The following is a 24,103-nucleotide window of genomic DNA, read 5'->3' as shown; positions in this document are numbered from 1 at the left end:
CGCCGGCGCCGCGTGCTCGAGGCCCTCGCACGCGCGGGCCTCGACGAGCCGCAGACCCGGGCCGCGCAACGCCCGGGGGAGCTGTCCGGGGGGATGCGGCAGCGGGCCCTCATCGCCTCCGCGATCGTGGGCCGGGCGCCGCTGCTCGTGGCCGACGAACCGACCACCGCGCTCGATGCCACGACCGCCCGCGGCGTGCTCGAACTGCTCGCGGGCCTGCGCGATCGGGGCACCTCGATCGTGCTCGTCACCCACGACCTGTCCGCCGTGGCCCGGCTGGCCGACGAGGTCGCCGTGCTCGAGGCCGGCCGGATCGTCGAGCACGGCGAGACCGGCGAGGTGCTCGGGCGGCCCCGCCATCCCCGCACCCGGGCGCTGCTCGAGGCCGTTCCACGGGGACCCCGGCGCCCGCGCGGGTCGCGAGGGTCGCGGGGGTCGCGGGGGCCGAGCGAACCACTGCCGGAACCCGCGCCGCCCCCGAGCGCCCGAGGCGAGCGGGCGTCGTCCCCACGCGGTCGCAGCGGCACGGCCTCAGGCGAGGAGCGGGGGGAGGCGGGCGGCGAGGTGCTGCGCGCCACCGGCCTGCGGCATCACTACCGGCTCCCGGGCGGGCGCTCCCTCGCGGCCCTCGACGGCGTGGACCTGTCGGTCCGGCGCGGGGAGTCGCTGGGGATCGTCGGCGAATCGGGCAGCGGGAAGTCGACGCTCGCGCGGATGCTGCTCGCGGCGGAGCGCCCCGACGAGGGCCGCGTCGACCTCGCCGGGGCACCGTGGACCGACCTGAGCGAGCGCCGCCGCCGGATCCACCGCGGCCGCATCCGGCTCGTGCCCCAGGACCCGCTCGGCTCCTTCGACCCGCGCTGGAACGCCGGCACGATCCTGCGGGCGGCGATCGACGTCGCCGGCACCGACCACACCCCGCGCGACCTGCTCGAGGCCGTGCGCCTGCCCGGGGCCGTGCTCGACCGCCGCCCCCGCGCGCTCTCGGGCGGGCAACGCCAACGGCTCGCGATCGCCCGCGCCCTCGCCGCCGACCCCGAGGTGCTCGTGCTCGACGAGCCCGTCTCCGCCCTCGACGTGACCGTGCAGGCCTCGATCCTCGATCTGCTCACGGAGCTGGCGCAGCGCACCGGGACCGCGCTCGTGTTCATCTCCCACGACCTGGCGGTCGTGCGCACGGTGTGCGAGCGGGTGGCCGTCATGCATCGGGCCCGCCTCGTGGAGGAGGGGCCGGTCGAGGCGGTGTGGGCCGCCCCCGCGCACCCGGCGACCCGGGCGCTGCTCGAGGCCGCCGAGGTGCCGATCCCGGCCCCGGAGGGCGCCTGAGCCGGTGCCCATCCGTAACCGATCGACAGCTCACTACCATCGACTGGCATTTATGTCCAGATTATGAGACAATGGTCCAGTCGACTCGCGGAGGTCGGGCACAACCACCAGATGTGATTGTGAATTCCTCCGTGTCTCCACTGCTCCACCCGGAGGGGGAATGGCGGGGAGCGAGACAGTCTCTGGCGGCCGGCAGAACGCGGAAACCGAGGCTGAGTGCGGCGCACTCATGTGGGAAGGGATTCTTCAGTGAAGTTCTCCAAGGGCCAGATCATCGTCCACCCGCAGCACGGACCCGCGACGGTCGACAAGCTCTCCACCCGCAAGATCCGGGGCGAGAGCAAGCGGTACCTCATGCTGACGGTGAGAAGCGACGGGATGGAGGTCGCCTTGCCGGTCGACCTCGCGGAGGAGCTGGGCGTGCGCGCCGTGGTCGACGCCGACGGCGTCAAGGAGATCTTCGAGCTGCTCGTGGCCGACAGCGAGCCCTTCGACAACGTGTGGTCGCGTCGCTTCAAGAGCTACACCGAGCGGCTGCGCAGCGGGAACCTGCGCACGCTGGCCGGGCTCATCCGCGACCTCGCCCGCCGGAACGAGGAGAAGAAGGTCTCCTACGGGGAGGCGAACATCCTGCGCGAGGCCACCGCCACCTTCGCCGCGGAGCTCGCGATCGCCCTCAAGGTGAGCGAGGAGCAGGTCGAGGAGATGATCTTCACCGCGGTGCTCGAGCGCGAGGTCCCGCCCCTGACCGCCGAGGCGCTCGCGCTGGCCAGCTGAGTCACGCCTCGTGGGTCGCGCCCATGAGGTGGAGGAGTTCGTGCACGGTCGGATCGACCAGCGTGTAGCGAACCGACCGGCCGCTGCGATCGTCGCGCACCCAGCCTTGCAGGCGCAGTAGGCGCAGCGCCTGCGAGGCGGCGGTCTCCGTCATGCCCGCGCTCCGGGCCAGGTCGCCGACCGTCGCCGTCTGCGGGCCGGCCTCGTGCATCGCCGCGAGCAGCCGCAGCCTCGTCGGCGCCCCGAGGAGGCTGAAGCGCTCCGCCCAGGCCGCGATGTCCGGGCCGTGCTCGTCTGCGTGCATCCGCCCACTCTGCCCGATCGGCACGGATCGGGCCATACCTGCTGATATGTGCAGGTGTTCAGATTAGACTCGGCCGATCGTCATGACCCGATCGGAAGGCTCCGCGTGAGAGCGCCAGCGACACGAGCCCGCATCGCAGCGGGGGCATTCGCCGCACTCTCGCTCGCCGCGTGCACGGGCGGCCCGGCCACCGGGTCGGGCGCCGGCGGGGAGGACCCGGGGGCGGCGGGCGAGACCCTCGTGCTCGGCGACCCCCAGCCCCTGGGCGGCTACAACCCGATCAACGGCTACGGCGAGCTGGGAGTCTCTCCCCTCTACGACGGCCTGCTGCGCCCGCAATCCAGCACGGACGGCGCCCTGCCCGCCCTCGTTCCGGCGCTCGCGGCCGCCGACCCCGTGGGCAACGCGGACAGCACCCGCTGGGAGGTCGACCTGCGCGAGGGGGTCACCTTCTCCGACGGGTCCGCCTTCGATGCCGCCGACGTCGTGGCCACCTACGAGGCGGTCTCGGACCCGGCGTCCGCCTCGGCCGTCGCCGCCGCCTACGACGTGATCGGGTCGGTCACTGCGCTCGACCGCCACCGCGTGCGCTTCGACCTCACCCATCCCTACAGTGCCTTCCCCGTGCTCCTCCTGCTCGGCATCGCCCCCTCCGAGGCCCTGACCGGAGGCCCTGCGGTCGACTCGGCCCTCAACCGCGCCCCGATCGGCACCGGACCGTACGTGCTGGCCGACCTGAGCGCCGACCAGGCCGTGTTCGAGGCCCGGGAGGACTATTGGCGCGGCGAGCCCGAGGTGAGCCGGTTCGTGGTCGCCCACCTGCCCGACGACAACGCGCGCGCCCAGCGGATGCGCGCCGGCGGCCTCGACGGCACGGTGCTCCCGCCCCGGCTCGCCGCCACCTTCGAGGGCGTCGACGGCGTCCAGGTGGTCTCCGCGCGCTCGGCCGACTGGCGCGGGGTGTCCCTGCCGGCCACGAATCCGTTCACGGCCGACGAGCCCGCCCGGATCGCGATGAACCTCGGGCCGCCGGGCCGCGCTCATCGCCGACGTGCTCGCCGGCCGCGGCCGGCCCGCCCACACCCCGGCCGCCGCCGTCTACGGCGAGGCCTTCGACCCCGCGGCCACCTTCGCCTACGACCCCGACCGGGCCCGGACGATGCTCGACGAGGCCGGGTGGCTGCCCGGCCCGGACGGGATCCGCGAACGCGGCGACGACCGGGCCGAGTTCACGCTCATGTATCCGGCCTCGGACTCCCTGCGGCGCGATGTGGCCACCGCCTTCGCCGCGGACATGGCCGCGCTCGGCATCCGGGTGGAACTCGAGGGCGCCTCGTGGGACCGCATGGACGCCCGCCTCCCCGACGTCGCCATCCTCCTCGGCGGCGGCGACAAGCCCTACGACCTCGACACCCAGCTGTACGGGGTGCTGCACTCCCGCGGCCCCGAGACCGCGCCGTACGACAACCCGGCCGGGCTGACCATCCCCGGCGTCGACGCCGCGCTCGACCGGGCACGCCGCAGTCTCGAGGAGGGCGAACGGGCCGAGGCCTACCGCGCCGCCCAGGCCGCCTACATCGACCACCCCACGCACGTGCTGCTCGCCTTCCTCGACCACACCTACGTCATCGCCGACGACGACTGGGACCGCGGGCCCCTCGTGCTCGAGCCCCATTCCCACGGGGTCACGTGGGGGCCCTGGTGGAATCTGGCGGGATGGCGCGGCTCGCCATGACCGACCCGACCGACACGATCGACCCAGCCGACCCAGCCGACCCAGCCGACCCAGCCGACCCAGCCGACCCAGCCGACAGGGCCGACACGACCGACAGAGTTGCCAGGGCCGCCATCGGGACCCCACCGCGGGGCAGGTGGCGGCGCCGGCGCGGCGACCTGGCCCGGCTCGGGGGCCGGCGGCTCGCGGCGGCGGTGCCGATCCTCGTGGCGGTCTCGGCGGGGGTGTTCGTGCTCGCGTCCCGCTCGCCGTTCGACCCGCTGGCCGCCTACCTGGGCGACCGGTACCAGCACACCTCGACCGCCCAGAAGGCGTCGATGAGCGAGCACCTCGATCTCGACGCGTCGTGGTGGCACGGCTGGCTCGCGTGGGCCGGGGACCTGCTCGGCGGCGACCTGGGCTGGTCGCGGGTCTATTCGGCCCCGGTCACCCAGGTGATCGGGGAGCGGCTCGGCTGGACCGTGCTGCTCTCCGCCGGTGCCCTGGTGATCGCGGTCGCCGCGGCGCTCGTGGGCGGAACGCTCGCCGGGCTGCGGCCCGGCTCGCCGCTCGATCGGATCTGCTCCGGGTGCGCCGTGGTGATCCAGGCGATTCCACCGTTCGTGCTCGCCCTCGGCGGCGTCGCGGTCGTCGCCGTGCTGCTGCGCTGGGCCCCGGCGGGTGGGGCGAGCGCGCCGGGCCGGGCACCCACGGTCGGGTCGGTGGCCGCGCACCTCGTGCTGCCCATGCTCGTGCTCGCCCTGAGCCAGCTCCCGTGGCTGCTCCTGTCCGTGCGCGCCTCGGTCGCCGGCTCGGTCGGCTCCGATGCCGTGCGGGGCGCGCGTTCGCGCGGGCTGGCGCCGGCACGGATCGTGGCCGCCCACGTGCTGCCCGTCTCGCTCGCCCCGCTGGTGACGATCATCGGAGCGCGCCTGCCCGAGCTCATCGTCGGCGCCGTGCTCGTGGAGGAGATCTTCGCCTGGCCCGGCGTGGCCGGCGCGGTGGTCACCTCCGCCCAGGCGCTCGACCTGCCGCTGCTCGCCGCCCTGACCGTGGCCACCACCGCGGCCGTGCTCGCCGGCTCCCTTCTCGCCGACGCCGCCTACCTCCTGCTCGACCCCCGGGTGAGCCGTGACGTCTGAGCCGACCCGGACCGCGCCCTCCCGCCGCCGGACCCCCATCAGATGGACCGGCCGCGCCCGCATGAGCCGGTTCGGGGTGCCGCTCACGGTGCTCGCGCTGGTCGCGGGCTACGCGATCGTCGTGCCCTGGCTCGCCGGCGGGGCGACCGCCGACTTCTCCCGCGCCCTCGAGCCCCCGAGCGCCGCGCACTGGTTCGGGACCGACCACTCCGGCTACGACCTGTTCGTGCGCACCGCCGCGGGCCTGCGGATCTCGCTGATCATCGCGGCCGTGTGCGCCGTGGTCGCGACCGCGGCCGGGGGAGCGGTCGGGGCCCTGGCGGCCACGATGGGCGGCCGGTTCGACACCGTGGTCATGCGCCTGACGGACGCCGTCAACGCCCTCCCGCACCTGCTGCTCGGCATCGTGCTCGTGGCCTTCTACCGGGGGTCCGTGCCCGCGATCATCGCCTCGATCGCGCTCACCCACTGGCCCCAGATCGCCCGGATCGTCCGCGCCGAGATGCTCATCGTGCGCGGGGCCGACTACGTCGAGGCCGCCTACCTGTGGGGCGCCACCCGTGGACGCGTCCTGCGTGAGCACCTCGTGCCCGCCGCCCTCCCGCAGGCCGGAATCGCGCTCGTCATGATGCTCCCGCACGCGATCTGGCACGAGTCCACGCTGAGCTTCCTCGGCCTGGGGCTCTCCCCGGACCGGCCCAGCATCGGCACCCTGCTGGAGATCTCCCGCGGCGACCTGCTCACCGGCGCCTGGTGGTCCTTCGCCGCGCCCGCCGGCCTGCTCGTGCTCACCACCCTCGCCGTCGCCGGCCTGGGGGCCGCCGCCCGCGGGCGCCGACCACGCGAGGCGATCGCGTGAGGACGACGCAGCCCGCCCCGGCCGCGCCCGTCCAGGTCGCGCGGCTCACCCTGCGGCTGCCGGCCGGTGCGTCCTGGGTGCATGCGGCCACCGACGTGAGCCTCGACCTCATGCCCGGCACCGTGACCGTGCTCGCCGGCGAATCCGGCAGCGGCAAGACGACCCTCGCCTCGGCGCTGTGCGGATTCCTGCCGCCCGGCACCCGGGCGAGCGGGTCGATCCGCGTCGCCGGCACCGAGATGCTCGGCGCTGCGGACCATCGGTGGCGGCCGCTGCGCGGACGATACCTCGGGTTCGCCGCCCAGTCCGGTGCGACCACGTTCACGCCCGTGCGCACGCTCGGCAGCCAGCTGGACGAGGCGCTCCGGGCCACCCGGCCCCGCGGTCCCCGCGGTCCACACAGTCCCCGCGGTCCCCACAGTGCCCGCAGTGCCCGCAGTTCCCGTGCCTCCCACCCGCCCCGCCGGATCGGCGGCCCCGGCCGGGACGGTGGGGCCGCCGCCCTCCTGCCCACCGGTGAAGCGGCCGCCTCGACCGCGGACCTGCTCGCGCGCGTCGGGCTCCCCGCCGCGGTGGCGGGGCTGTATCCGCACGAACTCTCCGGCGGGATGGCCCAGCGGGCCGCCGTCGCGGCCGCCCTGGCCGGGAACCCACGGGTGCTCGTGGCCGACGAGCCGACCGCCGGCCTCGACCCGGACCTGTCGAGGCGGATCCTGGCGCTCCTGCGGGAGGTGGCCGACGCCGGCGCCGCGGTCCTGATCATCACCCACGACCTGCAGGCGATCGAGACGACCGGCGTCGCCGACCACCTGGCGATCATGTACGCGGGGCGCATCGTCGAGACCGGGCGAGCGGGCGCCGTCCTCACGCATCCGGTTCACCCCTACACGGCGGCGCTGCTCGCGGCGCTGCCCTCCCGCGGGCTCCGGCCGATCCCCGGGCTGCCGCCCGAGCTGACCGACCTGCCCGCGGACTACTTGTTCGCCGACCGGCTCGCGGCCGCGGGCCCCACTTCGGGAGGTGAGGATGGCGCTCGTGGCCGCTGACGTGGGCTTCCGCTACGACGCCGGCGGGCCCTGGGTGCTCGAGGCCGTGAGCCTGCTGGTCGAGCCGGGCACGGTCGTGGGGCTGCGCGGGCCCTCGGGCGCGGGGAAGACAACCCTCACCCGGATCCTCACCGGCCTCCGGATGCCCGGCCGTGGCCGCGTCACGGTCGACGGTGTGGCCGTCGCGACGCGGCGCGGGCGCATGGACGGGCGCGTCGGGCTCGTGCACCAGAGCCCGCGCACCGCGACCGATCCCCGCCGGCGACTCGAACGGATCATCACCGAGCCGATCCGCCACGGTGCGGGCCGGGCGGACCGGGCGGGCCGGGCCGGCCCTGCCGATCGGACCGACCGGGTGACTGCGGCCTCCCTCGCGCGCCGGGCCGGGCTGACCGAGGACCTGCTCGACCGGCTGCCGGGGCAGGTGTCCGAGGGGCAGCTGCAGCGGGCGTGCCTGGCCCGCAGCCTCGCCGCCGCTCCCGACTACCTCATCTGCGACGAGCCGACCGCGATGCTCGATGCCGCGGCCACCGCCACGATCGCGCACCTGCTGCGCGGTCTGGCCGCGGCGGGCACGGGGGTGCTCGTGGTCAGCCACGACCGGCTGCTGCTCGGGGCGTTCGCGGATCGAGTGCTCGAGCTGGAGGAGCTCGAGCGAACGGGCCGACCCGCCGCCGAACCCGGGACTGCGTGACGGCTCCGGCCCGTTGCCTCGACAGCATCCCGCATTCGGCGCCCGGTGCTAATCAGCTGCCAGGGCGGGGGCCGGGTCCGGGATGGGCGAGGAGCCTGACGACGCTGAGGACCCTGAGGATCCTGAGGACTCTGACGACGCTGAGGACGCTGGCGACCCTGACGACCCTGAGGACTCTGACGACGCTGACGACGGTGAGGACGCTGAGGACTTCGGGGATGCCGGGGACTCCGGGGCGAGGAACTCCTCGTGCCAGCGGTCCCAGGAGCCGGCCACCGCCTCCTCGGCGGTGTGCGCGTGCGGAGCGAGCGCGCGGGCCATCGCCCCGGGGCCCGCGAACCGGGTCTCGTGGCCGCCCGTGACCCGGTCCGGACGGGAGCCGAGCAGCAGCACCGAGGCCATCGCCCGGTTCGGGCCCATGATGCCGGGCAGCTCCCGGTCGGGGGCGGCGCGCAGGTCCAGATCCTCGACCAGGAGGGCGTGGCCGTCGTGGTTCACGTGCGTGGTGGACCGCAGCGGGCCGCCCGTCGCCTCATAGGTGCGCCCGAACATGAGGGTCTCGCGCAGGAGCGCCCGGGCGCCGGCGGCGAGCTCGACGTGGGTGTGCCGCACGAGGTTCGCCCCGGCGGTGATCACGAACGGGGACGCGGGCCAGACGAGCCGGGCCCCCGGCCCCACCGTGACATCGGCTCTCCAGTGGGCGACGCCGCCCTGCACGTGATAGGCCACGGTCCCCGACGGCTCGATCACCTCCAGGTACACGCCGGGGCCGACCTCGAGGTCGATGCGCAGGTCGTCGCCGGCGAGGAGGGTGGCATACGTGCCCACGAGCGCGAGCCGGGCCGAGGCGCCGTCGACGTCCATCGGTCGCGGACGCAGGTACGTGCCGACGCCGAGGTCGGTGAACCGCGCGCGGCCGTCGACGAGGTGGACCCGCGCGCGCGTCGGCCGGGTCATCCGAGCGATGCCCCGGGCCGGGCGTGACTGTGCCCATGTTCCTCGCCGTCGGCGTGGCTGTGCCCATGTTCCTCGCCTTCGGCATGGCTGTGCCCATGTTCCATGCCGTCGGCATGACTGTGCCCATGTTCCTCGCCTTCGGCGTGGAAGTGCGGCGCCATGGGGCCGGGGTCGCGGGGGACGTGCCGCCCGTGCCGATAGTCGTCGAGGATCGTGCGCACCCACTCGGCCTGGGCGGCGATCGTGTGCTGGTCGTGCTGGCTCATCGCGAGCACGGGCAACCCGCCGCGGGCCGCGCGGGCGTCGGCGACCATCCGCTCGACATCCACGCCGACGTAGGGGGCCAGGTCGATCTTGTTCACGAGCAACAGGTCGGCGCGTTCGATCCCCGGCCCACCCTTGCGCGCGACGTCCCCGCCGCCGGCCACGTCGAGGCAGAAGATCTGGGCGTCCACGAGCGCGGGGCTGAACGTCGCGGTGAGGTTGTCACCGCCGCTCTCGATGATCACCAGATCGAGCGGGGCGAACTCCTCCTCGATGTCCTCCACGGCGAGCAGGTTCGGGGTGATGTCGTCGCGGATCGCGGTGTGGGGGCAGGCGCCGGTCTCGACCGCGTGGATGCGCTCGATCGGGAGCACTCCGGCCGCGCGCAGCAGCCGGGCGTCCTCGTCGGTGTAGATGTCGTTGGTCACCACGGCGATGCTCAGCTCGTCGGCGAGGGCGCGGCACATCGTGGCGATCAGGGTGCTCTTGCCGGTCCCGACGGGGCCGGCGACCCCCAGTCGCATGGCGCGCCGGGTGGCGGTGTTGTTCTCAGGCACGGAAGATTCTCCTTGTCTTGCCGGCGTGATCGAGGGACCACTGTTCGGCCGATGGGGCGGTCAGGGCGGGCAGGTCGGTGACGGTGTCGATGGCGAGGACCTGGGCGATGAGGGCCTCGATCAGTGGCTCGAGGTCGATCAGCCAGCCGACCGTGTCCACCGGGTCGATCGGGGCGAGCTTGAGGGTGGCCGAGGTGACCGTCTGGATGTCGTCGTAGAAGCTCGCGCGGGCCAGCGCCTCCGCGCTCATGCCCATGGCGGCGGCGACGGCCCCGAGTGCGATCGGCCGGAGCGGGGTGTCGATCCCGCGCAGCGCGATCACGCCGGGATGGTCGGGCCACAGGCGCCGGGCCATCCGAAGCAGGCCCCGCCCCAGGAATCCCGAGATCTCCCGCAGCGGCTCGCTCGGGGTGCGTGCGAGCAGCGCTTCGTGAACCCGCGCCAGGCGGTCGGGGGCGTCGAGCGCCGATCGCTGCGCGAGCACGGCGGCGCTCGCCTCCACCAGGGCCACGGTCCGGGCGCGGGCACGGATATAGGCGGGAATGTCCGCGGGGGCCAGCCCGGCACCGAGCGCGGGCTCCAGGCCGCCGGAATAGGCGTAGCCGCCCGAGGGCAGGCGCCCGTCGGTCAGGAGCAGGGCTCCGAGCGTTCCGGCCATCGGCGCCGTCAGAACATGAGGTACCGCTGCGCGAGCGGCACCTCGGAGACGGGCTGGGGCCGCACGAGCTCGCCGTCGATCGTGATCGCGAAGGTCTCCGGATCCACGTCGAGGGCGGGCAGTGCGGTGTTGTTGGGCATGTCCTTCTTGCCGATCTCCCGGGTCGGGCGCACGGCGGCGAGGCGGCGGGTGAGGCCGAGCCGGTCGGCCAGGCCGTCCTCGAGGGCGGCCGGGGAGACCCAGGTGGTGGCCAGCCGTGCGGCCGAGGAGGCCTCGGCGGGCAGTGTCGGGCGCACGAACACGGGCTGCGGGTTGGGCACGGCCCCGTTCGGGTCGCCCAGCGGGGCGGCCACGATCGCGCCGCCCTTGATGACCGCCCAGGGCCGGATGCCGAAGAACGCGGGATCCCACAGCACCGCGTCGGCGAGCTTGCCCGACTCGATCGAGCCGATCTCGTGGTCGATCCCGTGCGCCACGGCCGGGCAGATCGTGTACTTGGCCACGTACCGGCGCGCCCGCTCGTTGTCGGCGGGCAGCTCGGAGTCGAGACGCCCGAGCCGGTTCTTCATCACGTGCGCCACCTGCCAGGTGCGCGTGATCAGCTCTCCGATGCGGCCCATGGCCTGCGCGTCGGAGGAGGTGATCGACAGGGCGCCCATGTCCTGCAGGATGTCCTCGGCGGCCATCGTCGAGGCGCGGATCCGGGATTCGGCGAACGCGAGATCCTCGGGCACCCGCGGGTTGAGGTGGTGGACCACGAGCAGCATGTCCAGGTGTTCGTCGACCGTGTTCACCGTGTGCGGCAGGGTCGGGTTGGTCGAGGCGGGGAGCACGTTCGCCTCGGCCGCGACCGTGATGATGTCGGGGGAGTGGCCCCCGCCCGCGCCCTCGGCATGGAACACGTGGATGCCGCGGCCGGCGATCGCATCGAGGGTGTCCTGCACGTAGCCGGTCTCGTTCAGACTGTCGGCGTGGAGGGCGACCTGGAGCCCGAACTCGTCCGCCGCCCGCAGCGACGCGTCGATCGCCGCCGGGGTCGCACCCCAGTCCTCGTGCACCTTCCAGCCGCCGGCGCCGGCGAGCGCCTCCTCGGCCAGGGCCGCCTGGGAGACGGTGCTGCCCTTGCCGAACAGGATGACGTTGAGTGGGAGATGATCGAGCGCGCGGTGCATCATCGCCAGCGACCACGCCCCGGGCGTCACGCTCGTGGCCTTCGAGCCCTCGGTCGGGCCGGTGCCGCCGCCGGTGACCGTGGTGATCCCGGTGGCGAGGGCTTCGTGCATCTCGATCCGACTGAGGAAGTGCACGTGGGTGTCCATCGCGCCCGGGGTGAGGATCTTCCCCTCGCCGGCGATGACGTCGGTGCTCGGGCCGATCTGCATCCCGGCCGTGATCCCGTCCATGACATCGGAATTGCCGGCCTTCCCGACGGCGACGATGCGCCCGTCGCGGATGCCGACGTCGCCGCGCACGATGCCCCAGTGGTCGAGCACGACCACGTTGGTGATGACCAGGTCGAGGGCGCCCTCGGAGCGCAGCGTCGACCCCTGGCCCATGGACTCGCGGATCGTCTTGCCCCCGCCGAAGGACGTCTCGTCCCCGCCGGCGGTGCGGTCCTCCTCGATCTCGATCCACAGGTCGGTGTCACCGAGCCGGATCTGGTCACCCACCGTGGGCCCGTACAGCTGGGCGTATTGACGACGGTCGATCCAGCTCATGAGGGCTCCTCCTCGGACTCTCCGGTGACATCGGCGGCGTCGGGGGCGTCGTCGCTGATGCGGATGTGCATCCCCATCGCCCGCGGAGGCTTCTCGCTCTCGGTATTGGGCGTGCCGAAGGGGACGACGCGGCGCGGCTCGCGTTCGACGGCGTGCCCCTCGAGGGGGCGGTCGCGCAGCTGCAGGCCGGGAACGTGTCTCCGGCCGCCGAGGGCGACGAGATCGACGGTGCGGCTCACTCCCGGCTCGAAGCGGACGGAGGTGCCGGCGGGGATGTCCAGGCGGAAGCCGACGGCCGCCTCGCGGTCGAATTGCAGCGCCGGGTTCGCGTCGGAGAAGTGCAGGTGGGAGCCGACCTGGATGGGCCGGTCACCGCCGTTGACCACCACGAGCGGCTTGCGCTCGCGGCCGGAGTTCATCTCGAGCGGCTCGGGCCGGGTGCGGATCTCGCCGGGGATCATTGGATCGGATCCGTGATCGTCACGAGCTTGCGGCCGTCGGGGAACGTGGCCTCGACCTGGATGTCGCCGATCATCTCGGGCACGCCCTCCATGACCTCCTCCCGGCCGAGGACCGTGCGCCCCTCGGCCATGAGATCGGCGACCATCGCCCCCTCCCGCGCCCGCTCGATCACCCAGCACGACAGCAGCGCCGTGGCCTCGGGATGGTTGAGCAGGACTCCTCGTCCGCGCCGGTCGCGCGCGATCATGCCCGCGACGCTGAGCAGCAACTTCTCTGTGTCGGATGGAGCCAGATGCATGAGTGACCTCTCTTCCGCCTGCTCGGCCGACACTAACAGCGGAAGGTTCCGGCGTCATCGGCTCGCGGGCAATTGCGGGCCCGGTCTCGCACCGACGGGCGGCCACCGCGTTCGGTGACCGCCCGGGTGTGCCGTTCGGATCAATGCCGGCGCGACTCCTGCGGGAGTTCGTCGAGGGCCGAGTCGATCGAGGCCATGTCGGGCATCGTCAGTCCCTCGACCCCCTTCTTCTTGAGCAGGAAGGAGAAGTAGACGGCGCCGATGGCGAGCATGACGAACACGTACGCCCACGAGGCCCGGAACGACTCGTCCCGGAAGATCGCGAGCTCCCACACGAGCCACACGACCGCCACGACGAGCACGGGGATCTCCCATCTGCCGAGGCTGAACCCGCGGGTGGGCGGCAGCTGCTTGCGCTTGACGATGTAGAGCAGCACGGTGCCGGCGTAGATGCAGGCGGGCAGCAGGGTCGCGGCGGAGAACAGCGCGAACAGCGCGTCGGTGCGGAAGGAGAAGACGCCGAGCACGATCTGGCCGATCGCGAACATGAAGAACGTCGCGTTCATCGGCGTGCCCCGGTTCGGGTTGATCTTGCGCCAGGCCTTCCAGCCCGGGAAGCGCTCGTCGCGGGACATGGCCCACACGAGCCGCGACCCGCTCAGGGTGATCACGAGCCCGCAGGAGAAGATCGAGATGACGACGAGCACGAGGAGGGCCTTGCCGACGAAGCTGCCGAGCACTCCCTGGATGATGTCGGCGACCGGGGTGGCCGACTGGGCCAGGCCCACCGGGTCGCCGGCGAGGCCGGTCACCGCGACGATGAACAGGAAGCCGATGATGCCGAGGGTGAGCACGGCCTGCCACATCGCGCGGGGCACGACGCGGGCCGGGTCGCGGGTCTCCTCGGCCAGGTTGGCGGCCGACTCGAAGCCGACGATCGTGAACGCGCCGATGAGGAAGCCGAGCGCCCAGGGGCTCACCTGGGTCAGCGAGCCGAGGCCGAAGTAGCTCTCGGCCGGGATGTCCGCCTTGGTGAACAGGTTGGCCACGTCGAACTGGCCGGTGGCGATCCCGACGGCGAACAGGAGCACGACGAGCAGGATCATGCCGGTCAGCTGGATCGTGACGGCGGTGTTGTTCACCTTCTGGGTGGCGTGGGTGGACAGGGCCACGAGAAGGGCCTGCAGCATGATGACCACGGCCGTGATCGCCCAGGCGTTCGCCGCGGTGCCGACGTAGCCGAAGAGCACGGGCAGGATGGCCGAGGCGATCGTGTAGTCCACGGCGACGACGACCACGCCGAGGAACATGAACGAGACCCAGCCCATGATCCAGCCGAGCACGGGGTTGGCGAGGCGCGAGACCCATTGATACGCGTACCCCGTGACCGGCACGCGCGCGGCGAGCGAGCCGAAGATGAGGGCGACGGCGAGCTGGCCCACGACCACGATCGGCCAGGTCCACATCCCGAGCGGCCCGGAGGTGAGCAGGACCGAGCCGTAGGCGGTGAAGATACCGGTGGCGATCGACACGAAGCCGAACGCCACCGCGAACAGGGTGAACGGGCTCAGGTCCTTGGCCAGCGTCGGCTGGTCGGGGGTGCCCGAGCGCGGCTCGGGGTTGAGTGACTGCGTCATTGCGTTCCTTCGTGACTGGCCCCCGGCGTCGGCCGGTGAGCGGGGGGGGGACGAGCGGGGTGGGGGATCTCAGAGCGAGATCGTGATCGGGCCCGCCCCGGGGACGGCGCCGGTGAGCAGCGACCACGGGATGCGGAAGACCCGGCCGGGTGAGGCGGGCCACGGCAGGCGGCGGCGCCCGATGACCGCTCCCGCCTGGGAGACGGTCACGGTCGGTGCGCCGATGTACTCCTCGCTCCACGTCAGGATCCGCTGACGCGCGGGCGGCAGGTGCGGGTGAAACCAGCCGGGCGAGGCCCAGCGCAGCGGTGCCGCGACCTCGATCCGCAGCCCGCCTCCCCACGCGGGGGAGTCCGGGTGGGCGAGGAAGCGGGCGATGGCCCGGCCGCGTGCCGGCCGCCGAGCGCCGCGACGTCGGCGGTGTCCACGGGGTGGACCGCGTTCCCGGCGGCGAACACGCCGACGTGGCTCGTGCGGCCGAGCGCGTCGACCAGCGGCCCGCGGGTGCCCGGGTCGAGGGCGAGGCCGCCGGCCCGGGCGAGTTCGTGGTCGGGGATCCAGTCCCCGGTGAACACGACCGTGTCGCATTCGACGATCCGGCGTTCGCCCGTGCGGGAGTCCTCGAGCTCCACCCCGGTGACCCGGTGGCGGCCGAGCACCTGGGTCACCCGGGCGTGGGTCGCCAGGGGGGTGCGGAACATCGCCCGGCCCCCGAGGTTGAACACGCCGTAGGACTCGGGGCGGGCGTGGCGGGTGACCATCGCGACCGTCTCGCAGCCGGCCTCCCGCAGGGTCATGACGGCGGACCAGGACACGAGCTCCCCGCCGACGACGACCGCCTTCGTGCCCGCGCCCCGGTGGTGGAGGTGCACGGTGTTCTGCAGTTCCCCGGTCGTGAGCACCCCGGCGGGCCGGCCGCCGGGGATCATCCGGGCCGACCGGGGGCGCTCGCGTGCGCCCGTGGCGAGCAGGGTCGCCCGTCCGCGCAGGCGCGAGTGGCCGGCGGGGCTCGTGCATTCGGCGCCCGTCTCCGGGGTCCAGGCGGTGACCATCGTGCCGGTGCGCAGCTCGACGCCCGCGTCGAGGGCGGCGTCGACGAGCCGGGCGGCGTACCTCGGGCCGGTCGTCACGGTGTGCAGGTCGCGCATGCCGTAGCCGATGTGGTCGCTGTGGCGGGGGATCCCGCCGGCGGTCTGCTCGCGCTCGAGGACGACGACGCTCGCCCCGGTCCGCAGCCGCAGCTCGGTGGCGGCCGTGAGTCCGGAGGGCCCGGCGCCGATGACGAGGACGTCCGGGTTCGTGGTCATTCCTGCTCCTCGTGCTGCTGGTTCTGCTCGGGCTGCCGGATCCGGCAGGGCGGTCCGGGGTCCCGGCCGTGCTCGGTGATGAGCGCGTCGACGGCGGCGCCGCAGAAGAATCCCTGGCAGCGCCCGTTCGTGGCGCGGGTGCGCCGGCTCACCCCCGCCCGATCCACGGCGGGGACGGCGCAGCACAGGCTGTCGCGGATCTCGCCGGCACTCACCCGTTCGCAGAAGCAGACGATCTCGCCGTAGCTCGGGTCCGCCGCGATGCGATCCGGCTGCTGAGAGGCCCGGGGGAAGCGCTCGCCGAGGTTGGGCATGACCGGCACGGGGGCCGGATCCGGCCGGGCGGGCAGGTTCAGGCCCGCGGCGGCGAGCTGCTCCTCGGCGTACTCGGCGATGGCCAGGGCGGAGGTGAGGCCGGTCGATCGGATGCCGCCGACGAGCAGGTACCGTTGCGCGGCGTCGACTTCGATGAGGTAGTCGGGGTGGTCGATGCTCGCCCGCAGCCCCGCGTAGGAGGCGGTCACCTCCTCGTCGAAGAGGCGGGGCATGAGCCGCTCGCCCTTGCTTCGCAGGAACTCGAACCCACCCTCGGAGGTGTTCGTGGCGGTCCGGTCCTCGAGGTTCTCGGCCGTCGGGCCGAGCATGACGTTCCCGAACGCCGTCGGGCTCACGAGCACACCCTTGCCGAGCGCCGTGGGCACCGGCAGCACGATCCGGGTCACGAGCGGGGCCGCGAGCTTGTCGAAGACGAGGAGTTCGCCGCGGCGCGGGGTGACCGTGAACCGGTCGTGGCCGAGGAGCCGGTCGAGGGTGTCGGCGCCGAGCCCGGCCGCGTTGACGAGCCAGGTTGTGGTGACGTCCCCGGCGCTCGTGTGCACCGTCGTGGTCGAGGCTCCGACACTCACGCCGGTGACCTCCCGCCCGAGCAGGAGGTGCGCCCCGTTCGCCGTCGCCTCGGTCGCGAAGGCGAGCGACGGCGTCCATGGGTCGATGATCGACTCGTCGGGCACCGTGAGCCCGGCGAGCGCCCCGGGCCCGAGGTGGGGCAGTGCCGCGTAGACGTCCTCGGCGGGGACGATGCGGCAGGCGTCGTAGCCGTTCGCCTCGGCCTTGGCCTTGAGGGCGGGCAGTGCCTCGACCTCGGTCTCGTTCCAGGCGACGAGGATCGCACCGGTGCGTTCGACGGCGATCCCGGCGGCCCGTGCGTAGTCGCCGAGCAGCCGGTATCCGCGGCGCACGAGCCGGGCCTCGAGCGTGCCGGGCGCGGCATCGAAGCCGGTGTGGAGGATGGCGGTGTTCGCCTTGGAGGTCCCGGTGCCCACGTCGTTCGCGGAATCGAGGACCGCAACCGAGGCGGTCGTGCGGCTGAGCCCGCGCGCGAGGGCGGTGCCGACGACGCCGGCTCCGACGATGAGGATGTCGTAGGTCATGAGCGCTCCTGGGGAAGGTTCGCGGTGAGGGCCGAGAGCCAGTCCGACCGGAATCGGGTGGCCTCGGCGCGGTCGATCGCGGGGGTGTGAGACTGGGACGGCTGCCAGGGGATCGGGGCGTCGGTGAGGGGCAGGGCCGGGTCGAGGGCCATGCGTGCGCACGCCGCGGCGCCGAGGGCGGTCGCGTGGGGGGGAGGCGAAGACGTCCACCGGTGCCTGGAGCAGGTCGGCCTGGGTCTGCATGAGCACGCGCGAGCGGGTGAGGCCGCCGTCGACCCGGAGCCGCTCGATCGACTGCCCGCCGGCCCCGGATTCCACGAGACCGGCGAGGTGTGCGACCTGTGCGGCGATGCCGTCGAGGACGGCGCGAACGATCTGTCCGCGGCCGGAGGCGAGGCCGAGGCCCGTGAGCACGGCGCGCGCGTCGGAGCGCCACCACGGGGCCGCGAGGCCGGCGAAGGAGGGCACGCACATGACGCCCTCGGCGGAGGCGGCGGCCACGCCGTCGAGCGCGGCCGCCGAATCGATGAGGCCGAGGTCGATGAGCCAGCGCACGGCGGAGGCCGCGGTGTAGACCTGACCATCCGCGCAGTAGGTGGTGGCGCCGCGCAGGGTCCACGCGACCGAGGTGGTCAGGCCGTTGTCGAACCGGGTGGGGGTCGGGCCGAGATTGGCCAGCAGGAACGCCCCGGTGCCGTAGGTGCACTTCGCGGTGCCGGCCACGGTGCAACTCTCGGCCAGCAGCGCGGCCTGCTGGTCCACGATGAGGCCGGTGACCGGCACCTCGCCGCCGAAGAGCGTGGTCGTGCCGACGATCTCGTCGCTGGCGACCAGCTGGGGGAACTCCTCGGAGTCGAGGCCGAAGAGGCGCGCGAGTTCCGGGTCCCACGTGACGCGGTCGAGATCGAGCAGGAGGGAGCGGGAGGCGGTCGAGGTGTCGGTGACGAACCGCCCCGTGAGGTGGTGCACGATCCAGGTGTCGGTCGTGGTGACCACGCCGGCCGCGGTCCAGTGACGCCGGAGCCAGGCCATCTTGGGAGCCGTGAAGTACGGGTCGAGTTGGAGCCCGGTGCGGGCCTGCACGCGCGCGGCGTGGTCGGCCAGCTCGGTGCAGATCTCCTCGGCCCGCCGATCCTGCCACGACAGTGCCGGCGTGAGCGGCTCGCCCGTCTCTCGGTCCCAGGCGAGCACGGTCTCGCCCTGGTTCGCGAGCGCGACCGCACTCAGCGGCACTCCGGCCGCGGCGACGGCCTCACGGGCGGAGTCGAGGACCGAGGCGAGGAGCTCGCCGGGATCCTGTTCGACGACGCCGCCCGGGCCGTAGTGGGGGCGGATCTCCCGGTCCGCGACGGCGAGGATCGTCTCACCGTCGACGACGATCGCCTTCGTTCCGGAGGTGCCTTGGTCGATTGCGAGGATGGCCATGGGGTTCCTTCAGGAGTGGATGGGGCCGACGATGACGTCGATGCCGTGGGAGTCGAACGCGTCGCGGTCACTCTCGGAGATCCCCAGATCGGTCACGACGGCGTCGACCTCGGACAGGTCGCAGACTCGGTAGGGCGCTCGGACGGCGACTTTCGAGGAGTCCGCCAGGGCGTAGGTGTGGGCGCTGTTGGCCATGACCACACGCTTGATGTCGACCTCGGCGAGCTCGAAGTCGGTGATTCCCGCCTCGAGGTCGACCCCGCCGGTGCCGAGGAGGGTGACGTCCGGGTTGATGTCGGCGAGGAAGGCGCGTGCGGTCGGACCGGAGATCGACATGTCTCCGCCGCGGACCCGGCCTCCCGGGACGAGCACCTCGATCGCGGCCGACTCGCTCAGGATCTCCGCGACCCGCATCGAGGGCGTGACCACGGTGCCGCGGAACTCGGGGGCGAGCACGGTCGCCACCGCGGCCGCCGTGGTGCCGATGTCGAGGAAGACCGTGCGGGATTCGGCGACCAGCGCCGCGGCCGCGTGGGCGATCACGTTCTTCTCCGCGGCCGCGAGGTCCTGCCGAGCCGGGAACGACGGTTCGGTCGAGACCGCGGTGCGCCGGCGGACGGCGCCACCGCGGACCCGCTGGAGGGCGCCCTGCCGATGGAGATGGTCCAGGTCGCGGCGGACCGTCTCGACCGAGACGTCGAGTTCGGAGGCGAGGGCGTCGTTGGAGATCGACCGGTGTGACCTGACGAGGTCGACGATCCGGGCGCGCCGCGTCGCTGCAAGCATGAGCCGTCCTTGGTCCGGGGATGATTACCGATCGTGACCGCAAGCATGCAAGACCGGGCAGATTCTGTCAAGAACGGGCAGAGGTCACAGCCTCGGGCCGGCCGGGAGTCCGCCGCTTCGACCAAAGTCGATCGATCGAGTTCTTCGGTAGCGGACAGGGCTTGACAGCCGCGTTCGGACCCCCATAGGTTGTCCGTGCCAGATAGGAAAGTTTCCTTCCAATTAGGAGAGTTCGATGACGAACTTCAGGACCCGACGGTCCCGTACTGCCCTCGGAGCGGGCGTGGCCATCGCCGGCCTCGCCCTCGCGGGCATCGCGGCTCCAGCCCAGGCGGCGCCGACCGAAGCGGGGGATCCGATTCCCCCGCATGTGTTCGCGCCGTATTTCTTCAACGACAATCCCACCGACGAACTCTTCGAGGTGAGTCAGGAGTCGGGGGCGCAGTACATGACCCTCGCGTTCCTCGAGACCCTCCGGCCGGGGGACTGCACCGTGTACTGGAACGGTCGGGCCGACTCCCCGATCGGACCCACCTACCGCGACGGCATCGAGGCCATCCGGGCCGCCGGCGGCGACGTGTTCCCCTCCTTCGGGGGTGCTCGGACCGGGTCGAACGGTACCGAGCTGGCCGACAGCTGCACGGACGTGAATGCGATCGCCCGGGAGTTCATCCGGGTGATCGAGGCCTACGACTTCACCCGGATCGACCTCGACATCGAGGGCGGGTCGCTGACCAAGCCCGGCGCCGAGGAGTCGATCGACCGGCGGAACAAGGCGATCAAGATCGTGCAGGACTGGGCCGCCGAGGAGGGCCGCACAGTCGAGTTCGTCTACACCCAGCCCACCTACGCCAGCGAGGGCCTCAATGCGGGCAGCATGAAGCTGCTTCGCAGCGCCGTCGAGCACGACGTCGAGCTCGCCGGGGTCAACATCATGACCTTCGACTATTACGACGCGGTCTCGAACGCCTGCCGGCGTGGCGACGGTCCGCCGCACGACATGGCCGCCGCGACGATCAGCGCCGGCACGGCATTGCACGGGATCCTCGCCGATCTCTACCCGGACAAGTCCGACAGCGAACTGTGGGGAATGATCGGGATCATCGAGATGCCCGGCAACTCCGACTTCGGCCCATGCGAGGCCTTCAGCACCGAGGATGCGGTCAAGGTGCTCAACTGGGCGATCCAGAAGGACATCCTCGCGCTCTCCTTCTGGGTGCTGCAGCGTGACGCCCGTGGCCTCAACGGTGCCGAGCCCTACCAGTACTCGCGGATCTTCGCCCCGTTCACCCACGGTGACAACGAGGCGCAGACGACCGTGACCACGACGGTCAAGGCGGGCCCGCTCAGCCTCGAGGCCGATCTGGCCCCGGTCGTGCTGCCCGACGTCACCCTCGACGGCACCGACCAGGTCGTCTCCGGGGCGCTGGGTCAGGTCACGGTGGTCGATGCCCGCGGCACCGGTGCGGGCTGGTCCCTCACCGGTCAGGCGAGCGACCTGCGCGCACCCGCGGGTGACCACGTGCTCGATGCGGCCAACCTCGGGTGGCGTCCGGCCGCCTCGGTGGCCGCAGGCGGCGACCTCGCCGGAGACGACGTCGCGGTGAGCGCGGGCGAGGACCAGGCCCCGGGCTCCGGACTCGACGAGGCGAGCACGCTGTGCTCGGCGACCGGAGCCGGATCGGGCGGCAGCTTCGACTGCTCGGCCGACCTCGACCTCGGAGTGCCCTCGAACACGACCCCGGGAACCTACACCGGGGTGCTCACCCTCACCCTCATCTAGAACGACGCCACCAGGCCTCGTACCAGGCGTCGGGGGCGCCGCCCCACGCGGTGCCCCCGACGCCTTCACCCCATCTCATGAGCAAGGAAGGTTCGATGACGAACTCACGATTTCGACGATCGAGGACGCTCGGCGTCGGCGCGGTCGTCGCCGGCATGATCGCCGGTGCCATGGCCCTCGTCGCCCCGGCGCAGGCCGCCCCCGCCGACGACGGGTCGGCGATTCCCGCCCACGTGTTCGCCCCGTACTTCTACAACAACAGCCCCCGGGACGACCTGTTCCAGGTGAGTCAGGACTCGGGCGCGGACTACATGACCCTCGCGTTCCTGCAGACCCTCCGGCCGGGGGACTGCACCGTGTACTGGAACGGTCGGGCCGACTCCCCGATCGGACCCACCTACCGCGACGGCATCGAGGCCATCCGGGCAGCCGGCGGGGACGTGTTCCCCTCCTTCGGGGGAGCCGCCGCCGGAACCCGCGGCGTCGAGCTGGCCGACAGCTGCACGGACGTCGACGCGATCGCCCGGGAGTTCATCCGGGTGATCGAGGCCTACGACTTCACCCGGATCGACCTCGACATCGAGGGCGGGTCGCTGACCAAGCCCGGCGCCGAGGAGTCGATCGACCGGCGGAACAAGGCGATCAAGATCGTGCAGGACTGGGCCGCCGAGGAGGGCCGCACAGTCGAGTTCGTCTACACCCAGCCGACGTGGACCACCGGGCTGAACGACGGCAGCATGCTCCTACTGCGCAACGCCGTCGAGAACGGCACCCGGATCGACGCGGTGAACATCATGACGTTCTCCTACTACGACGACGTCTCCTACGCGTGCCAGGACGGTAGCGGCCCACCGCACGACATGGCCGCCTCGACGATCGCGGCGGGGAACTCACTGCACGGGATCCTCTCGGACCTCTACCCGGACAAGTCCGAGCAGGAGATCTGGAGCATGATCGGGATCATCGAGATGCCGGGCAACTCCGACTTCGGTCAGTGCGAGAAGTTCACGCCCGAGGATGCGGTCAAGGTGCTCGACTGGGCGATCCAGAAGGATCTGTGGGCGCTCTCGTTCTGGGTGCTCCAGAGCGACGGGCGTGGGCGTCACGGCGGGGAGCCGTATCAGTTCTCGCGGATCTTCGCCCCGTTCACCCACGGTGACAACGAGGCGCAGACGACCGTGACCACGACGGTCAAGGCGGGCCCGCTCAGCCTCGAGGCCGATCTGGCCCCGGTCGTGCTGCCCGACGTCACCCTCGACGGCACCGACCAGGTCGTCTCCGGGGCGCTGGGTCAGGTCACGGTGGTCGATGCCCGCGGCACCGGTGCGGGCTGGTCCCTCACCGGTCAGGCGAGCGACCTGCGCGCACCCGCGGGTGACCACGTGCTCGATGCGGCCAACCTCGGGTGGCGTCCGGCCGCCTCGGTGGCCGCAGGCGGCGACCTCGCCGGAGACGACGTCGCGGTGAGCGCGGGCGAGGACCAGGCCCCGGGCTCCGGACTCGACGAGGCGAGCACGCTGTGCTCGGCGACCGGTGCCGGATCGGGCGGCAGCTTCGACTGCTCGGCCGACCTCGACCTCGGGGTGCCCTCGAACACGACCCCGGGCACCTACACCGGGGCGCTCACCCTCACCCTCATCTAGAACGACGCCACCAGGCCTCGCCTGCTGGACCGATGTCAGGAGCGCCGCACCCCTCGGCGCTCCTGACATCCCCGAACGGCGCTCCCGTGGCACCATGCCCTGGGGCCGCGCAGGCGGCACGTTCCCGGAAGGACACCACCGTGGCATCAGCACACCCCCGATTCCCGGCCCTGCTTCGACAACGCGCCCGCGCCGCTGCTCGCCTCGGCCTGCTTGCGGTCGCTGCCGTGATCGCCGCCGTCGTGGCGGTGCCCGCACCGGCCACGGCCGCCGACGAGGAGGGCGACCGGGTGCAGTGGTCGATCGGCCCGGGCGAGTCCCTCTCGGGGGAACCGCGCACGACGATCGACTACACCGTCGAGCCCGGCATGACGGTGACCGAGGAGGTGCTCGTGTCGAACCTGGGGGAGGAGCCGCTCACCCTCGACCTCTATGCCACCGATGCCCTGGCGACCCGCGACGGCACCTTCACCGTGCTACCCGCGGCGGAGGAGCCGGTGGCGCTGGGAGCCTGGATCACCCCCGCGGTCGACGAGGTCGAGCTCGCGCCCGGGGAGGCGGCCACCGTGCCCATCACGATCGACATCCCCGCGAACGCGATGCCCGGCGACCACGCGGCCGGGATCCTCGCCGCCCGCACCTCCGGCGCCGCGAACGACGCCACGAACGTCACCGTGGACCAGCGCGTGGGAACCCGCGTCTACATCCGGGTCAACGGCGACCTGACGCCGCAGCTGTCCGTGACCGACCTGTCGGTCCGCTACGGCGGGGCGTTGTGGCCCTTCCGGCGCGGCCCCGCCACGGTCGACTACGAGATCACGAATACCGGCAACGTCCGCCTCGCCGGCTCGGCCACGATCACGCTCCAGGGCCCCTTCGGGCTGCGGGTCGGCGGATCCGAGCCGATCGAGATCGCCGATCTGCTCCCGGGGGGATCCGTGACCGGATCCCTCACCCTCGAACCGACGTTCCCGCCGGGGCGCCTGAGCGCCGTGGCCGACGTCGACGGCCTCAACCTGCCCGGCACCGTGCCCGTGACCGTCCCGCACGAACGCGCCACCGCGACCATCTGGGCGGTCCCGTGGGCGGCGGTGGGCATCCTCGCCCTCGTGGTGGCGACCTGGTGGTGGCGCCGGCGCCGGCTCGTGCGAGCCCTGCGGGCCGAGCGCGCCCGGGCCGACCGGGCCGACCGAGCCGTCGCGGCGGCGGCCGCCGCGAGCCCGGAGGGAGCATCGCCCGGCGCGGCACCCGGCGCGGACTCGCTGGTGCCGTGACCTGCGAGTGAGCGAGACAATGGTGCCATAGCCTGCACGAAC

Annotated in this window: 22 protein-coding genes and 1 pseudogene; 11 read left to right on the top strand and 12 right to left on the bottom strand. The window is 72.9% G+C overall.

All coding sequences use genetic code 11. The features are described 5' to 3' along the window. The first annotated feature begins 12 nt into the window (after positions 1-12). Both GCE65_RS09000 and GCE65_RS08995 read left to right on the top strand, forming a co-directional pair. The gene (locus GCE65_RS09000) at positions 13-1,326 is read left to right on the top strand and encodes an ATP-binding cassette domain-containing protein (RefSeq protein ID WP_255475266.1); all 1,314 of its coding nucleotides are present in this window, start codon (positions 13-15) and stop codon (positions 1,324-1,326) included. A gap of 249 nt (positions 1,327-1,575) precedes the next feature. Beyond that, the gene (locus GCE65_RS08995) at positions 1,576-2,103 is read left to right on the top strand and encodes a CarD family transcriptional regulator (protein WP_152818496.1); all 528 of its coding nucleotides are present in this window, start codon (positions 1,576-1,578) and stop codon (positions 2,101-2,103) included. A 1-nt stretch (position 2,104) separates the two neighbouring features. Here GCE65_RS08995 and GCE65_RS08990 read toward each other — a convergent pair whose 3' ends face one another. Further along, positions 2,105-2,407, bottom strand: coding sequence for a metalloregulator ArsR/SmtB family transcription factor (locus GCE65_RS08990; protein WP_194164972.1), 303 nt, complete (start codon positions 2,405-2,407; stop codon positions 2,105-2,107). 48 nt (positions 2,408-2,455) lie between these two features. Between GCE65_RS08990 and GCE65_RS17065 the strand changes: the two are divergent. The 6 genes and pseudogenes from GCE65_RS17065 to GCE65_RS08965 all read left to right on the top strand — a co-directional run. Beyond that, a pseudogene (locus tag GCE65_RS17065) lies at positions 2,456-3,418 on the top strand (ABC transporter substrate-binding protein); the annotation flags it as partial. A 31-nt stretch (positions 3,419-3,449) separates the two neighbouring features. Continuing rightward, the gene (locus tag GCE65_RS16830) at positions 3,450-4,142 is read left to right on the top strand and encodes an ABC transporter substrate-binding protein (RefSeq protein ID WP_255475308.1); all 693 of its coding nucleotides are present in this window, start codon (positions 3,450-3,452) and stop codon (positions 4,140-4,142) included. Continuing rightward, positions 4,124-5,263, top strand: a complete 1,140-nt coding sequence (locus GCE65_RS08980) for an ABC transporter permease (RefSeq protein ID WP_228759862.1) — start codon at positions 4,124-4,126, stop codon at positions 5,261-5,263. The genes GCE65_RS16830 and GCE65_RS08980 overlap by 19 nt, the downstream gene beginning before the upstream one ends. 61 nt (positions 5,264-5,324) lie before the next feature. Then, complete coding sequence (locus tag GCE65_RS08975) at positions 5,325-6,122, top strand: ABC transporter permease (protein ID WP_153878145.1); 798 nt, start codon at positions 5,325-5,327, stop codon at positions 6,120-6,122. Then, positions 6,119-7,168: an oligopeptide/dipeptide ABC transporter ATP-binding protein gene (locus GCE65_RS08970; protein ID WP_228759861.1), complete on the top strand. Its 1,050-nt coding sequence runs from the start codon at positions 6,119-6,121 to the stop codon at positions 7,166-7,168. The genes GCE65_RS08975 and GCE65_RS08970 overlap by 4 nt, the downstream gene beginning before the upstream one ends. Beyond that, a complete protein-coding gene (locus tag GCE65_RS08965) occupies positions 7,149-7,862 on the top strand; it encodes an ABC transporter ATP-binding protein (protein WP_153878144.1) in 714 nt (237 codons plus the stop codon). Before GCE65_RS08970 ends, GCE65_RS08965 begins: the two co-directional genes overlap by 20 nt. Before the next feature lie 48 nt (positions 7,863-7,910). Here the strand turns inward: GCE65_RS08965 and GCE65_RS08960 are convergent, their stop codons facing one another. From GCE65_RS08960 to GCE65_RS08910, 11 genes are all read right to left on the bottom strand, one after another. Next, positions 7,911-8,819 carry an urease accessory protein UreD gene (locus tag GCE65_RS08960; RefSeq protein ID WP_194928657.1) on the bottom strand — a complete coding sequence of 303 codons (909 nt, stop codon included), beginning with the start codon at positions 8,817-8,819 and terminating at the stop codon, positions 7,911-7,913. Continuing rightward, positions 8,816-9,640 (bottom strand): urease accessory protein UreG, encoded by an 825-nt coding sequence (gene ureG / locus GCE65_RS08955; RefSeq protein WP_228759859.1) that lies wholly within the window; start codon positions 9,638-9,640, stop codon positions 8,816-8,818. Before ureG ends, GCE65_RS08960 begins: the two co-directional genes overlap by 4 nt. After that, positions 9,633-10,298, bottom strand: a complete 666-nt coding sequence (locus GCE65_RS08950; RefSeq protein WP_152818500.1) for an urease accessory protein UreF — start codon at positions 10,296-10,298, stop codon at positions 9,633-9,635. Before GCE65_RS08950 ends, ureG begins: the two co-directional genes overlap by 8 nt. Positions 10,299-10,306: 8 nt before the next feature. After that, positions 10,307-12,016 carry an urease subunit alpha gene (locus GCE65_RS08945; RefSeq protein WP_153878143.1) on the bottom strand — a complete coding sequence of 570 codons (1,710 nt, stop codon included), beginning with the start codon at positions 12,014-12,016 and terminating at the stop codon, positions 10,307-10,309. Beyond that, on the bottom strand, positions 12,013-12,477 hold the full coding sequence (locus GCE65_RS17060) for an urease subunit beta (protein WP_152818502.1): 465 nt from the start codon (positions 12,475-12,477) through the stop codon (positions 12,013-12,015). Before GCE65_RS17060 ends, GCE65_RS08945 begins: the two co-directional genes overlap by 4 nt. Continuing rightward, positions 12,474-12,776, bottom strand: coding sequence for an urease subunit gamma (locus GCE65_RS08935; protein ID WP_152818503.1), 303 nt, complete (start codon positions 12,774-12,776; stop codon positions 12,474-12,476). The genes GCE65_RS17060 and GCE65_RS08935 overlap by 4 nt, the downstream gene beginning before the upstream one ends. A 140-nt stretch (positions 12,777-12,916) precedes the next feature. Next, positions 12,917-14,413, bottom strand: coding sequence for an amino acid permease (locus tag GCE65_RS08930; protein WP_153878142.1), 1,497 nt, complete (start codon positions 14,411-14,413; stop codon positions 12,917-12,919). A 69-nt stretch (positions 14,414-14,482) separates the two neighbouring features. Beyond that, complete coding sequence (locus GCE65_RS16605; protein WP_228759858.1) at positions 14,483-14,623, bottom strand: hypothetical protein; 141 nt, start codon at positions 14,621-14,623, stop codon at positions 14,483-14,485. A gap of 32 nt (positions 14,624-14,655) precedes the next feature. Then, positions 14,656-15,720, bottom strand: coding sequence for an NAD(P)/FAD-dependent oxidoreductase (locus tag GCE65_RS08925; protein WP_228759857.1), 1,065 nt, complete (start codon positions 15,718-15,720; stop codon positions 14,656-14,658). Continuing rightward, positions 15,717-18,575, bottom strand: coding sequence for an FAD-dependent oxidoreductase (locus GCE65_RS16600; RefSeq protein WP_228759856.1), 2,859 nt, complete (start codon positions 18,573-18,575; stop codon positions 15,717-15,719). The genes GCE65_RS08925 and GCE65_RS16600 overlap by 4 nt, the downstream gene beginning before the upstream one ends. A 9-nt stretch (positions 18,576-18,584) precedes the next feature. Further along, complete coding sequence (locus GCE65_RS08910; protein WP_153878140.1) at positions 18,585-19,361, bottom strand: DeoR/GlpR family DNA-binding transcription regulator; 777 nt, start codon at positions 19,359-19,361, stop codon at positions 18,585-18,587. 235 nt (positions 19,362-19,596) lie between these two features. On the opposite strand from GCE65_RS08910, the gene GCE65_RS08905 reads away from it, so the two are divergent. The 3 genes from GCE65_RS08905 (at position 19,597) to GCE65_RS08895 (ending at position 24,061) form a co-directional block, all read left to right on the top strand. Next, a complete protein-coding gene (locus tag GCE65_RS08905; RefSeq protein ID WP_153878139.1) occupies positions 19,597-21,144 on the top strand; it encodes a glycosyl hydrolase family 18 protein in 1,548 nt (515 codons plus the stop codon). A gap of 95 nt (positions 21,145-21,239) precedes the next feature. Continuing rightward, positions 21,240-22,787, top strand: coding sequence for a glycosyl hydrolase family 18 protein (locus GCE65_RS08900; protein ID WP_194928656.1), 1,548 nt, complete (start codon positions 21,240-21,242; stop codon positions 22,785-22,787). Between the two features lie 140 nt (positions 22,788-22,927). Then, positions 22,928-24,061 (top strand): WxL protein peptidoglycan domain-containing protein, encoded by a 1,134-nt coding sequence (locus tag GCE65_RS08895; RefSeq protein WP_194928655.1) that lies wholly within the window; start codon positions 22,928-22,930, stop codon positions 24,059-24,061. Positions 24,062-24,103: the final 42 nt, after the last annotated feature.

Source organism: Pseudactinotalea sp. HY158, from assembly GCF_009660225.1.
Classification (GTDB): Bacteria; Actinomycetota; Actinomycetes; order Actinomycetales; family Beutenbergiaceae; genus HY158.
Note: the sequence above shows the minus strand (reverse complement) of the source record. Positions and strands in the feature narration are given on the sequence as shown.